The sequence below is a fragment of the Hyphomicrobium sp. genome, assembly GCF_051860585.1.
Lineage (GTDB): Bacteria > Pseudomonadota > Alphaproteobacteria > Rhizobiales > Hyphomicrobiaceae > Hyphomicrobium_C.
This window is the reverse complement of sequence record NZ_JBHYDS010000001.1, coordinates 526,175-538,317: the sequence shown is the minus strand read 5'-3', so window position 1 is coordinate 538,317 and position 12,143 is coordinate 526,175. Positions and strand designations below refer to the sequence as shown.

Genomic DNA, 12,143 nt, shown 5'->3' with positions numbered 1-12,143 from the left:
TCAGCCCTCAGTAGAACAGGCTCGACACGCTTTCCTCGCGCGAGGTGCGCAGGATGGCTTCTCCGAGCAGCGGCGCGATCGACAGCACGCGAATGTTGCGCGCGGCCTGCACGGCGGCGGTCGGCAGGATCGAGTCCGTGATGACGAGCGACTTGAGGCGCGAGTTCTGGATGCGCGACACCGCGCCGCCCGACAGCACGCCGTGGGTCACGTAGCACATCACGTCGGTCGCGCCCTTCTCGAGCAATGCGTCGGCCGCATTGACGATGGTGCCGCCGCTGTCGACGATGTCGTCGATCAGGATGCACTGCTTGCCGTCCACGTCGCCGATCACGTTCATGACCTCGGACTCGCCCGGCCGCTCGCGGCGCTTGTCGCAGATCGCGATCGGCACGTCGATCCGCTTGGCGAGAGCGCGCGCGCGCACCACGCCGCCGACGTCCGGCGACACGACGACGAGGTTCTTCGTGTCGCATTGCTCTTGGATGTCGCGCACCATGACGGGCGCGGCGAACAGGTTGTCGGTCGGGATGTCGAAGAAGCCTTGGATCTGGCCGGCATGCAGGTCGACGGTCAGCACGCGATCGACGCCGGCGCGCTCGATGAGGTTGGCGACCAGCTTGGCCGAGATGGGCGTGCGCGGACCGGGCTTCCGGTCTTGGCGCGCATAGCCGAAGTAGGGGATCACGGCGGTGATGCGGCGCGCGGAGGAGCGCTTCAACGCATCGATGAGGATCAGGAGCTCCATCAGGTTGTCGTTGGCGGGAAACGACGTCGACTGGATGACGAAGGCATCCTGGCCGCGCACGTTCTCCTGGATCTCGACGAACACTTCCATGTCCGCGAAGCGCTTCACCTGGGACTTGGCAGGCGCGACCTTGAGGTACTGAGCGATGGCGTCAGCCAGCGGCCGGTTGCTGTTTCCAGCTACGATCTTCATAGTCTGGCCGCCTCTGCCCATGCCGTCACGCCCATCGAATGGCATCGAGTGTCCTCTTGCGTCCCTTCGATGGCGCGCGTTCTAACGCGCGAGCCCGGGCGTGTAAACCACCCGGGCTCGGCATGTTTAGCAGACTCTGTTGATGTAGTGTCGCGGTCCATCAAGTATGGACCCCGCGGCATGCGTCAGTTGACCTTCGTCTGAGGGATGAGTTTCAGGATGCCCTGGGCTGCGGCCGAAGCCGCCGCGTCTGCGGTCTTGCCCCAGGCCCCGTCCAGCGAGCCCTGCGGAATCTCGTTCTTTTGAGACACCGTGCCGAGCTTCTTGCCCTTCGGATCCTTAACGTCCCAGTCGATCTGGATCGGCTGCTTGCCGTTGGCCCCTTGCCCGACGACGACCTTGCCCTCGACCCGGTAGGTCTGTTCGGAGGGCGCTGCCGTGAGCGCGATGCCGCTGCGGGTCAGTTCGCGCTGGATGGCGGTGGTCAAGGCCACGCTGCCGTCGCCCGGTGCACCGACGACGCTCGGCACCATGGCGTTCACCGCGCCGGGACGCTCGATGCTGCCGGTCGTCGGACCGCCAGCGGCCGAAGGTGCGATCGATGCCGAAGCCGGCGGCGGCGCGATCTGCCCGCCCGTCACGACGGCCGACGTCTGCACCGCGCCGGCTGCCGCGTTCGAGATTTGCGCGTTCGCCTGCGCGCCGGCTGGAGCGGCTGCGCCAGCGGCGACGGCGCTTTGCGTCGGCAGCCAGGTTGCGAGCGAGCCCGCCGTCTTGCTGGAGATGGTGTCGACGACCTGCGGCGTCACTGCGGCCCACGGATCTTTCGACTGCGCGCCGGAGAGAACTTCTTCGCCCGTGATGCGGTTGACGCGCTTGCCGGCCGGGTCGGTGACGTCCCAGATGTAGGAAACTTTCGTGCGTCCCTTTTCGCGCGCGGAGACGACATAGCCGCGAATGGTATATTCCGCGGTTTCGGTCGGCGACTTGGCGACGGTGATGCGCTGGCCCTCGATCGCGGTCGTGAGCTGGGCTTGGAGCTGCTTGGCCACGACATCGGGCGCGCCGATCACAGGCGCGATGGCGATCTTCGCGGCCTGCGGGACGGGCGTTGCGCCGTTCGTGCTGATTGAGGTGCCGGGGTCGCTCGCCGCTGGGAACAGGCTCGCGCCCGTCTCGCATCCGCCGAGGCCGAAACCGATGAAAGCTGCGAACACTGCGAACACGACGGACTTGTTTCCACGCCATGCTGCAGCAGCATCAATGGTCGTCACGATGACGTCCCCCTATGAATGATCCGCTGTAACCCGGCGGCCGGCGTACGAACTTTGCGGCCATCCACTCCCGAACTTTTGCCGGTACCCACTATCGAGTCCTGTAACTACACGACTGCAATGCGTCCAGACGGAATCGAGGTGAAAACGGTTTCGTGGCTAATTCTATCCGCAACATCCACAGCGAGACTGTGGATTTTGCAGTTAGGCCACAACAATGGCGGAGATTTGGCGCCCGTAATCGGGCTCTTTTCGATGCGTGGAGCGTCGAAAGCTGAAGAACATCGATTCGTTCTCATAGGTGCAGGGCGATTCTCGCTCGGCGTTATGAATGCCGAGCTTGCCGAGCCGATACATCACGAACGACGGCAGGTCGAAGTGGGGCGTCGTTTTGCCCTTGGGGACCGTGAAAAATCGTGAGTTGTCGGACGAGGCGGCCTCGAACACGGCGACGAACTCCGGCCCGACCTCATAGGATTTCTGGCTGATTGCAGGCCCCAGAGCCGCAAAAATGCGAGACCGCTCAGCGCCCTGGCTTTCCATTGCGGCGACGGTGGCCTCGAGCACGCCGCCGAGTGCACCGCGCCAGCCCGCATGCGCCGCCCCCACCACGCCGGCCTCGGCATCGGCAAACAGCACCGGCGCGCAATCCGCGGTGAGAATGCCGATCGCCAGCCCACGCGTGCGCGTGACGAGCCCGTCGGCCTTGGGCAGGCTCTCGCGCGGCGTCAACGCGTTAACCACGTGCACGTCGGCGCTGTGCACTTGGTAGATGGTCTGCACGTCGTCGAAGAAGCTGCCGAGGTGCTGCGCCACGAGCGAACGGTTCTCGATCACGGCCACCGGATCGTCCTTCGAGCCCGCGCCGCAATTGAGCCTGGCGTAAAGCCCGCGCGATGTGCCGCCCTGCCGCGTGAAGAACCCGTGCCGGATGCCGGGCAGGATGGAGAGGCTGTCGGCCTGGATCGGGCTCAGCATGGGGTCTCGCAGTCGTTAGGGCCAAGTCGTCAGGACCGAGTCGGCCATGCGTCGCTTCGGTTTAGGCAAGCCCAGGTAGCGGCGCAAGGCCCGCCGACCTTACGCCGAGCGCGAGAAAGCGCGAGCCCATGCCCGAGGGCGCGAGCAGCCGCTGCGCGCCCGCCTCGATGGCGCCTGCCTTGTCCGGGTTGACGGACATCAGGCGCGAAGCGCGTTCGACGAGGCCGAGCCGCCCCAGCAGCTCCGCTTGGGGAACGGGGCCGTCAGTCGTGAGCCCCGAGGCGCGACACGTTTCGCCGAAGCGCTGAAAGTCGACCTGCGCCGAAAGATCCGTTTCGCCGGGCCTGTGAAACGGCGAGACATAGCTGTGCCCGGCCACGCCCTGCAGTGTGTCGCCGAAACCGGACGCGGCGTGCCCGTAATCGATGAACAGCGCCGCGAGCGGTGCGCGATCCGCACGCGCGCGCAGGCTGCTGGCGAGCGCGTCGATGGCCGGAGAGACCTCGAAGATGTCGCCCTCGCCCGGTTTCAGGGTGGGAGGTACGGACCGGGGCGCAATGGCCGGCGTCAAGTCGGGTTGAAAGCGGAAGCCGCCGTCGGTTGCATCCAGCGCGACCTGACACGTGCGCCATGCGCCGTCCACATGCTGCCACTGCTCGATCGGCATCGCGTCGAGAAATTCGTTGGCGAGAACGAGAGTCGGCTCGCCGGCAATCTGAGACGGCGACCGCAAGGCGTCGCACGCGTCCGCATGAAACTGGAACGGCACGCCGCTGTCCGCCAGCGCCGCTTGCTGCACGTCGCGCAGCGCTGCATTGCGGTCGACGAGGTGCACGGTCAATGACGCACGAAACCCCGGCACGATCTTCGCGGCGCGCAGGCAATCGCGCATCAAGGTGCCGCGCCCAGGCCCGAGCTCGACGAGGTTGAGCCGCTCCGGCGCGCCCATCTGCTGCCAGACGACGGCGCACCACAGCCCGATCAATTCGCCGAACACCTGGCTGATTTCCGGCGCCGTGACGAAATCTCCGTCCGCTCCGATCGCCGGCTGCCGCCGGTAATAGCCGTAGTCCGGATCGTCGAGACAGAGCGCCATGTACTCCGAGACGAGCATCGGCCCCTCGCGGCGGATGCGCTCCTTGAGCCTAGCCTCGAGCGGCGTCTCGGATCGTTCCTTTGACCCGCCCGTCATTGCGCGCCGGGCGCAGCCTCTTGCCGCGCGCGCCAGATGAGATAGAGGCCGGCCGCCAGCATCGGCAATGAATAGATCTGCCCGGCCGTCAGCGGTCCGATGTTGAGCGCGTGCGCAAGGTGCGGTTCGCGGAAGATCTCGCCGAACGAGCGCGCCAGCGCATAGCCCGTGAGAAACGTGCCGGTCACGAAACCGGGCGATTTCAGAGCGCCGAACGAGTGCGTGAGCAGCCTGATGACCGCGAACAGCACCAGCCCTTCGAGCGCGGCTTCGTAGAGCTGGCTCGGATGGCGCGTCGCGGGCTCGACGTCGGGGTGCAGGTAGCGCGCGTGCGGGAACACCATCGCCCACGGCACGTCTGACACGCGGCCGAACAGTTCGCCGTTGATGAAGTTCGCGATGCGCCCGAAGAAGATGCCGAGCGGCACCGCCGCCGTGCCGAGGTCCATGGCGCTGAGCGCGCTGACGCCATTGCGCTTGCCGAACAGCCAGACCGAGAGGGCGCAGCCCGCGAGCGCGCCGTGGAAGCTCATGCCGCCCTTCCAGACGGCCAGGATGTCGCCGGGCGCAGCGAGGTAGGTGGCGGGTTCGTAGAGCAGGACGTAGCCGAGGCGGCCGCCGAGCACCACGCCGAGCGTGATGTAGAGCAGGAGGTCGTCCACCTTCGCCACGCTGAACGGCGGCGTGCCGTTGCGCCAGAGGTGGGGTTGGCTGAGGAGGCGGCGGATATAGAGCCATCCGATCACGAGCCCGGCCAGATAGGAGAGCCCGTACCATTTGACCGCGAATGGCCCTATCGAGAGGGCGACAGGATCGAAATCCGGAAAATGCAGAGCGAAAATGGTCATGGCGTTTGCGCCCCTTAGCTCTCGGGTGTCGCCCGGCGGAGCGGGTTCAATGGCGGCGGGACGCTGCCGGGTCCCGGGAAGCGAGTCAAGCGCCAGGATCGCTTGAAACACGTGCCCCTTGTGACAGCGGCGGCGCTTGAATGGCGCCGCCCGAGCCACCATAGTCCGCATCAGCAAAACCCTGACGATGCCGCCATCGGCCGCGCACGCGGCGGCGAGAGCGCCATATCGCAGCTGCGTTAGCGAAATTGTGACGCGAAGGACACCGGATGACCCAGACCTCGAACCGCCTGCTGGATGAAGTCGCGAAGCTGATGACGGACGCGGCCGGTGCGGCCCAGGGCGTGAAGCGGGAGGTCGAGGGTGTGATGCGCGGCCAGGCCGAACGCATCCTCCAGTCGATGGACATCGTGAAGCGCGAAGAGTTCGACGCCGTCAAGGCGATGGCGGAAAAAGCTCGCGGCGAGAATGAACGTCTCGCCGCGCTCGTATCGGCGCTCGAAGCACGGATTGCCGCACTCGAAGCAACCGGCGGCCGCTGAACTTCTCACGTGATTGCTGACTGATTTGCGCCCACCCGCGCATTGCGCGCGCCTGTCGAGTGGCAAGCGGCGCGTGTCCACACCGGCGGCGCGAGAGGTGGTGAAAAAGTGTCGAAATTACAGATGCTCGTGGACAAAACCGCCATTGGCTTGCGACTCGGACGCCCCTCTGTTTTCGTCCCCGCGACTGAGGACAACCGGTGATTTGCCCCATTCCCGACATGGGAGGACGTGCAGGTGTCGGCGACGCGGTGCGCTGGCGGCAATGGCCGTCGCGCAGGTTTGAAGGAGCCAGAATGGCATCGTCCGAAAAGGCCTACGAGCGCGTGATTCACCCGATCGATTTGGTGGAGCAGCTCGCGGTCACATATGACTGGGCGACCGATCGCGCAGGTGACGACGAACTGACGCTGGTCGTCGGCGGCAACTGGACGGACTATCATGTCTCGCTGAACTGGCGTGACGACCTCGAAGCCCTGCACCTCGCGTGCGCATTCGATTTTCGCGTCCCCGAACAGCGCCTCAACGAAATGTACCGCCTGATCGCCCAGATCAACGAGCAGCTCTGGCTCGGCCACTTCGATCTGTGGACGCAGGAAGGCCTCGTCATGTTCCGCCACGCCCTGCTCCTGAACGGTGCGGTCGTCACGCCCGGACAATGCGAAGCGATCCTCAAGGCGGCGCTCGAGTCCTGCGAACGCTACTACCAGGCCTTCCAGTTCGTCGTCTGGGCAGGTAAGGAAAGCCGAGAAGCTCTCGTGTCCACCATGTTCCAGACCGAGGGCCAAGCCTGAGGCCGGCGGAGCTGGGCCCTCTGGGCGCCCGTTACACCGCTCCGCATCAGGTTGACAGCCATGGCATTCACATTCGACGGGCCGCTTCTTTTGGTGGGAGCGGGTAAGATGGGCGGCGCCCTGCTCGAGGGCTGGGTCGCTCGCGGGTTCGATCCCGCGCGTATTCGTGTGCAGGATCCCGCGCCGCCGCCGGAGATCGCCGCCCTGCTGGCACGCTTGGGCGTCACGGCTGAACCGGTCATCGATGCGACGGGCGAGGCGCCCGGCGTCATTCTGGTGGCGGTGAAGCCGCAGCTCATGGACGTCGTCTTCCCCTCTGTGGCGCGCCTCGCCGGCCCCAACACGCTGACGATCTCCATCGCCGCAGGTCGCACGTTGTCGAGCTTTGAAAAGCAGCTTCCCCAGGGCGCCGCCGTCGTGCGCGCCATGCCCAACACGCCCGCAGCCATCGGCCGCGGCATCACCGCATGCACGCCGAACGCCCACGTGACCGCGGAAGGCCGCGCCGCCTGCGAAGCGCTGATGTCGGCGGTGGGCGAGGTGGTGTGGGTCGACGGCGAGGCCGCGATGGATGCCGTCACCGCCGTATCCGGCTCGGGCCCCGCCTATGTGTTCCTGCTTGCGGAATGTCTGGAGAAGGCTGCGGTCGCTGCCGGGCTCGATCCTGATCTGTCGAGACGTCTCGCGCGCGCCACTGTTGCGGGCTCGGGCGAACTCCTGGCGCGCTCAGAGCTTGATGCCGCCACGCTGCGTCAGAACGTGACCTCGCCCAATGGCACCACGGCGGCTGCCCTGGCGGTGCTGATGGCCGATGGCGGCTTCGAAGATCTGCTGAAAAAAGCCGTTTTGGCTGGAGAGGGGCGCAGCCGCGAGCTGGCGAAGTGATCATGGCGGGTCACACGACCCACGCCCGCGGCTGCGTATCCTCATTCGAACCCGGCGCATAGCCCGAAGGCCAACCACCGGATCCCTGCGATCTCGATACGGGGCGATCTAGCCAGCAAGGAGGAGAGCCGGTTCGATCACACGCGCCGTATTGAGTGTCACGACCGTCAAGCGGGTGGCGGTCCCTCTTGGCGGGCAGCTTGGGCTTCGACGCCGCTGCAAGTGCAGCATCACCCTCGCTGATCAAAGTTATGCTATACTGTTACAGTTAGTGCAACGCGGCATTTTTCCCAATCACGGACATGTGTAGTACCCGGACTGAGCACAAAAAAACGGGCCGCAACAATGCGAACCCGCTGATTTCATAGCAAAAACGTTCTGATGGTTCAGTGCGATGTGCGCGGCGTGATATCGCCGAGAATGCCCGTCTTGGGATCGCAAATCACCTCGTAATCGAGCCCGTTGGTCCGCAGCACAAACCGCAGTACGGAGCGCCCGTCCGGCGCAGTTTCGGCCGTATGGCCCATGCTCGCGCCCATCGCATCGATGTTCTTGGTGCAGGCGTCGGCGCTCGGCGTTTCCTGTGACACGGGTGTTGCGGCGGAGGCGGGACCGGACAAAGCGAGCGCGGCGGCGGCCGCTACGGATGCTGTCATGGCTCGGATCATCGTCAACTCCTTCGGCATGCGGGACGCTTTCCCGCTCGGTCAGGAAATAACGTTACAAAGACGAGCGGTATAAAGTAACTCAAGTTCCCGTGAATGGCCGCCCGGATGAGGGCTTTGAAACCGGTGTTTTGGGGCCGGAAAACGCCGGATTGGGCCGTCGAAGCTCTAGCAGTGGGACGGCTCTAGAGCGGGACGGAGATGATGGCCCTGAGGCCGCCCATCGAGCTTTCGCCGAGCGTGATGTCGCCGCCGTGGCTCTTTGCGATATCCCGCGCGATGGCGAGGCCGAGGCCGCTGTTGCCGTCGTTCTGATTGCGCGACCGGTCGATGCGATAGAATGGCTTGAACACGTTCGCCCGCTCCGAGACCGGAATGCCGGGCCCATTGTCGTCGACTTCCACGCGCAGCCACTGGCCTTCCGTCGCGGCGCGAATGACGATCTGGTCGCCGTAGCGCACCGCATTCGACACCAGGTTGGTGATCGCCCGCTTGAAGGCCTGGCGCTTGAGCGGAAGGATGATGTCGCCGCGGCGCTTGCGCAACTTGAGCTCGATCGACGTACCGTAGACCTGCGCCTCCTCGTGCACGTCCTCGAGCAGATCGGTGAGGTTGGTCGGCGTGGCTTCCTCGCCGCCGTCCCCGCGCGCGAAGGCGAGATAGTCTTCGAGCATGTGCTGCATCTCGTCGACATCGTCCTTGAGCGACTGCACGTCAGGGCTTTCGCCCATGAACGCGAGTTCGAGCTTGAAGCGGGTCAGCACCGTTCTGAGGTCGTGGCTGACGCCCGCAAGCATGGTCGTGCGCTGTTCGACGTGCTGGCGGATGCGATTGCGCATCTCGATGAATGCGGCCGCCGCCTGCCGGACCTCGCGCGCGCCTCTCGGCTGGAAATCGTCCGGTACGGGCCGCCCCTTGCCGAAGGCATCCACCGCTTCGGCAAGCCGCAGAATGGGCCGGATCTGGTTACGCAGGAACAGGATCGCGACCGTGAGCAGAATAACCGACGAGCCCACCATCCAGAGCAGGAAGATGTGCGAGTTTGAGGCGTAGGTCTGCGTGCGCACCGCGAGAAAGCGCAGGATGGCGTCCACATGCTGCACGCGGATCTCGACGTGGCGCGACTGGCCCACCGTATCGATCCAGAACGGGCGTTTGACCTGGCGGGAGATCTCGCGCGAGAGCGCCCTGTCGAGCAGATCGAAGAACGGTTTCTGGCGCGCTTCCGGCAGGTCTCCCGGAGACAGGATCTGCATCGAAAGGTTCAGCCGGTCGCGCGCGATGCGGATGATTTCGTCGTATTCGTTGGGCGTCGAGGCCTCGTAGATGTCGATCAGGGCGGCGATGTCCCGCGCGGTCGTCTCCGAGAGCCGGCGCGTCACGTTCTGCCAGTGGCGCTCCATGAACACGAAGGCGATCACGCCTTCGAGCACGACGATTGGTGCGATGATGATGATGAGTGCACGCGCGTAGAGCCCCTTGGGCATCATCTCGGCGAGCGCGCTGAGGAAGGAGCGGTTGGCCACCTTGAGGCGCTCGGCCGCCGGTGCGGACGCCCCCGTCAAGGAGCGGAACGCTTGGGCTGCCCGGTTGGATGCGCTGTTGAAGGGTCCGAGCAGGTCCACGGCTAATCGGTATACAGGATGTACCCTTTGCCGCGCACGGTCTGAAGATAGACCGGGTTGGAAGGGTCGGTTTCGATTTTGCGGCGCAGTCGGTTGATCTGCACGTCGATGGCCCGGTCGTTGCCGGTGGTATCCTCCGTCGCGAGCTCATGGCGTTGGATCGGCAGGCCGCGCTTTTGTGCGAACTGGCGCAAGAGATCGCGCTCGCGTTCCGTCAGCTTGACCGTCTCGTCGTTGCGGCGCAACTCGCCCCGCGCAATGTGGAACACGAACGTGCCCATGCGCACCTCGTCGGAGGGCGGCTGGGCAGGCTGCTGCGGCGCGCCCTGGCTGCGGCGCAGGATGTTGCGCAGCCGGAGCAGCAGCTCACGCGGTTCGAACGGCTTCGGGATGTAATCGTCGACGCCGATCTCCAGGCCTTCGATGCGATGCTCAGGCTCGGCCCGCGCCGTCAGCATGCAGATCGGAATGTCGCGCTCCCGCTTGATCTCGCGTGCAAGCTCTAGTCCGCTGATGCCGGGCATCATGACGTCGAGCAGCACGATGTCGAAGTCGAGCCCGCGTAGCGAGGCCTGCGCCATCGCGCCATCGGCGGCCGTCGTGACGCGGAATCCCTGGGTGAAAAGATAGCGCGCGAGCAAGTCGCGGATCTTGTGGTCGTCGTCGACGATCAGCACGTGCGGCGCATCGTCGGGCAGGGGGTCCGCGCGTTGGCTGGATTGCGTCATGTCCCGTCCTCTCCGCCGCTCTTGTCGTCCCGCCCCGCGGCGCGGGTCAGAGTTCTGACCTGATCACGATCTTCTTCGGAAATCATGGCGAGCAGGAACTGCCTGGTCGCCGCTTCCGCCTCAGGTCCCGCCGCCGCCAAGGCAGCCTCCACCCGCTGAACCTGCAACGCCATCAGCCGGTCGGCCAGGCGCGTGCCCTTGGCGGTAGGGTAGAGCAGACGCTCGCGGCGGTCTTCCGCTCCGGCACGCTGCACGATGAATCCGTCGCCAATGAGCTGTTTCAGCACCCGCGCGAGCGATTGCTTGGTGATCTTCAGAATCTCGAGAAGGTTGGCAACTCTGAGGCCGGGATTGCGGCAGACGAAATGCAGCACCCTGTGATGGGCCCGCCCGAAGCCGAATTGAGCCAGCACGGCGTCGGGATCGCCGGTGAAATCGCGATAGGCGAAGAAAAACAACTCGACGTGCGCGATCAAGCTCTCCCGCGGCTTGCCCGGCACGGACTGGCCCTCGGCGGTGTCGCCGGGCGCTCCAGTGCGCGGGTTTGCGGAGGGGTCGCGAGTTATGTCAGCCATGTTGACATATTTGAAGCCCATTGATACGTCTTGCAAGTCATTTTCAAGCGGCCCCCGCGCCGCGCAGCAGGCAATGCTCTTTCCCCTTCGGCGCCACCCCGGTCACGTTACGCGTGACGCTGAGAGGGACGCCTGGGAAATGAGGGAGCCGAACAGGACGTCACCATGGCTGAGATCGTTCCTTACCACGACCGCGACGGTTTCATCTGGATGGACGGCAAGCTCGTACCCTGGCGCGAAGCGGACATCCACATCCTGACCCACGCCCTTCACTACGGCAGCGCCGTGTTCGAGGGCGAGCGCGCCTATGGCGGCGAGATCTTCAAGCTCACCGAGCACACGGAACGCCTCATCGAGAGCGCCCGCATCCTGGAATTCGAAATCACGCAAAGCGTGGCCGAGATCGATCAGGCCTGCCGCGATGTCGTGGCGGCAAATAAGCTCGTCGATTGCTACGTGCGCCCGATCGCCTGGCGCGGCAGCGAGCAGATGGGCGTGTCCGCCCAGAAGACGAAGATCCATCTCGCCATCGCCGCCTGGGATTGGGGCTCGTACTTCCCGATGGAACAGCGCCTGAAGGGCATCCGCATCGGTTTCGCGAAATACCGCCGCCCGGATCCCGCCACCGCGCCGACCAAGGCCAAGGCGGCCGGCCTCTACATGATCTGCACCATCGAGAAGCATCGCGCCGAGCGAGCAGGGCTAGCCGACGCGCTGATGCTCGACTACCGCGGCCGCGTGGCCGAATGCACGGGCGCGAATATCTTTTTCATCAAGGACGGCGTCATCCACACGCCCGAGGCCGATTGCTTCCTGGACGGCATCACGCGCCGCACGGTCATCGCGCTTGCCAAGAAGCGCGGCTATGAACTGCGCGAGCGCGCAATTCTTCCGGATGAGCTTGGCAGCTTCACCGAATGCTTCATCACCGGCACCGCGGCCGAGGTGACGCCGGTCTCCGAGATCGGGGACTTCAAGTACACACCCGGCCAGATCTCCGAGACGCTGCTCAACGACTACATGACGCTCGTCCAGCCCGACAAGAAGCTCGCCGCCGAGTAGTCGCCGGCCGTCCGATCGACAAAGGTTAAATTCGG

General features: G+C 65.2%; 13 protein-coding genes. 4 read left to right on the top strand and 9 right to left on the bottom strand.

Annotated elements, in window-relative coordinates; all coding sequences use genetic code 11:
- Positions 1-7: 7 nt before the first annotated feature.
- The 5 genes from ACTIFK_RS02445 to lgt all read right to left on the bottom strand — a co-directional run bounded on the left by ACTIFK_RS02445 (position 8) and on the right by lgt (position 5,232).
- Positions 8-940: a ribose-phosphate pyrophosphokinase gene (locus ACTIFK_RS02445; RefSeq protein ID WP_439541448.1), complete on the bottom strand. Its 933-nt coding sequence runs from the start codon at positions 938-940 to the stop codon at positions 8-10.
- Between the two features lie 185 nt (positions 941-1,125).
- On the bottom strand, positions 1,126-2,214 hold the full coding sequence (locus tag ACTIFK_RS02440; RefSeq protein ID WP_439541447.1) for a hypothetical protein: 1,089 nt from the start codon (positions 2,212-2,214) through the stop codon (positions 1,126-1,128).
- 204 nt (positions 2,215-2,418) lie between these two features.
- Positions 2,419-3,192: a peptidoglycan editing factor PgeF gene (gene pgeF, locus ACTIFK_RS02435; RefSeq protein ID WP_439541446.1), complete on the bottom strand. Its 774-nt coding sequence runs from the start codon at positions 3,190-3,192 to the stop codon at positions 2,419-2,421.
- A gap of 61 nt (positions 3,193-3,253) precedes the next feature.
- A complete protein-coding gene (locus ACTIFK_RS02430; RefSeq protein ID WP_439541445.1) occupies positions 3,254-4,384 on the bottom strand; it encodes a class I SAM-dependent methyltransferase in 1,131 nt (376 codons plus the stop codon).
- Entirely contained in the window at positions 4,381-5,232 is an 852-nt protein-coding gene (lgt, locus tag ACTIFK_RS02425; RefSeq protein ID WP_439541444.1) for a prolipoprotein diacylglyceryl transferase, read from the bottom strand. The genes ACTIFK_RS02430 and lgt overlap by 4 nt, the downstream gene beginning before the upstream one ends.
- Positions 5,233-5,501: 269 nt before the next feature.
- Here lgt and ACTIFK_RS02420 point away from each other — a divergent pair, with 269 nt between their 5' ends.
- From ACTIFK_RS02420 to proC, 3 genes are all read left to right on the top strand, one after another.
- Positions 5,502-5,774: an accessory factor UbiK family protein gene (locus tag ACTIFK_RS02420; protein ID WP_439541443.1), complete on the top strand. Its 273-nt coding sequence runs from the start codon at positions 5,502-5,504 to the stop codon at positions 5,772-5,774.
- A gap of 296 nt (positions 5,775-6,070) precedes the next feature.
- Positions 6,071-6,568 carry a YbjN domain-containing protein gene (locus tag ACTIFK_RS02415; protein WP_439541442.1) on the top strand — a complete coding sequence of 166 codons (498 nt, stop codon included), beginning with the start codon at positions 6,071-6,073 and terminating at the stop codon, positions 6,566-6,568.
- A gap of 60 nt (positions 6,569-6,628) precedes the next feature.
- Positions 6,629-7,453 (top strand): pyrroline-5-carboxylate reductase, encoded by an 825-nt coding sequence (proC, locus tag ACTIFK_RS02410; protein WP_439541441.1) that lies wholly within the window; start codon positions 6,629-6,631, stop codon positions 7,451-7,453.
- Positions 7,454-7,839: 386 nt separating this feature from the next.
- On the opposite strand, the gene ACTIFK_RS02405 is transcribed toward proC, so the two are convergent.
- From ACTIFK_RS02405 to ACTIFK_RS02390, 4 genes are all read right to left on the bottom strand, one after another.
- Positions 7,840-8,109 carry a hypothetical protein gene (locus ACTIFK_RS02405; RefSeq protein ID WP_439541440.1) on the bottom strand — a complete coding sequence of 90 codons (270 nt, stop codon included), beginning with the start codon at positions 8,107-8,109 and terminating at the stop codon, positions 7,840-7,842.
- A 194-nt stretch (positions 8,110-8,303) separates the two neighbouring features.
- Entirely contained in the window at positions 8,304-9,683 is a 1,380-nt protein-coding gene (locus tag ACTIFK_RS02400; protein ID WP_439541548.1) for an ATP-binding protein, read from the bottom strand.
- Positions 9,684-9,745: 62 nt separating this feature from the next.
- Entirely contained in the window at positions 9,746-10,471 is a 726-nt protein-coding gene (locus ACTIFK_RS02395; protein WP_439541439.1) for a response regulator transcription factor, read from the bottom strand.
- On the bottom strand, positions 10,468-11,046 hold the full coding sequence (locus tag ACTIFK_RS02390; protein ID WP_439541438.1) for a MarR family winged helix-turn-helix transcriptional regulator: 579 nt from the start codon (positions 11,044-11,046) through the stop codon (positions 10,468-10,470). Before ACTIFK_RS02390 ends, ACTIFK_RS02395 begins: the two co-directional genes overlap by 4 nt.
- Positions 11,047-11,211: 165 nt before the next feature.
- On the opposite strand from ACTIFK_RS02390, the gene ACTIFK_RS02385 reads away from it, so the two are divergent.
- Complete coding sequence (locus ACTIFK_RS02385; protein ID WP_439541437.1) at positions 11,212-12,108, top strand: branched-chain amino acid aminotransferase; 897 nt, start codon at positions 11,212-11,214, stop codon at positions 12,106-12,108.
- The last annotated feature ends 35 nt before the right edge of the window (positions 12,109-12,143 follow it).

Bases quoted from the DNA above. Each gene is read 5' to 3' on its own strand.
- ACTIFK_RS02390 (WP_439541438.1), bottom strand. From the start codon at position 11,046: ATGGCTGACATAACTCGCGACCCCTCCGCAAACCCGCGCACTGGAGCG.
- ACTIFK_RS02385 (WP_439541437.1), top strand. From the start codon at position 11,212: ATGGCTGAGATCGTTCCTTACCACGACCGCGACGGTTTCATCTGGATG.
- ACTIFK_RS02415 (WP_439541442.1), top strand. From the start codon at position 6,071: ATGGCATCGTCCGAAAAGGCCTACGAGCGCGTGATTCACCCGATCGAT.
- proC (WP_439541441.1), top strand. From the start codon at position 6,629: ATGGCATTCACATTCGACGGGCCGCTTCTTTTGGTGGGAGCGGGTAAG.
- ACTIFK_RS02395 (WP_439541439.1), bottom strand. From the start codon at position 10,471: ATGACGCAATCCAGCCAACGCGCGGACCCCCTGCCCGACGATGCGCCG.
- ACTIFK_RS02430 (WP_439541445.1), bottom strand. From the start codon at position 4,384: ATGACGGGCGGGTCAAAGGAACGATCCGAGACGCCGCTCGAGGCTAGG.
- ACTIFK_RS02405 (WP_439541440.1), bottom strand. From the start codon at position 8,109: ATGACAGCATCCGTAGCGGCCGCCGCCGCGCTCGCTTTGTCCGGTCCC.
- ACTIFK_RS02420 (WP_439541443.1), top strand. From the start codon at position 5,502: ATGACCCAGACCTCGAACCGCCTGCTGGATGAAGTCGCGAAGCTGATG.
- pgeF (WP_439541446.1), bottom strand. From the start codon at position 3,192: ATGCTGAGCCCGATCCAGGCCGACAGCCTCTCCATCCTGCCCGGCATC.
- ACTIFK_RS02445 (WP_439541448.1), bottom strand. From the start codon at position 940: ATGAAGATCGTAGCTGGAAACAGCAACCGGCCGCTGGCTGACGCCATC.
- lgt (WP_439541444.1), bottom strand. From the start codon at position 5,232: ATGACCATTTTCGCTCTGCATTTTCCGGATTTCGATCCTGTCGCCCTC.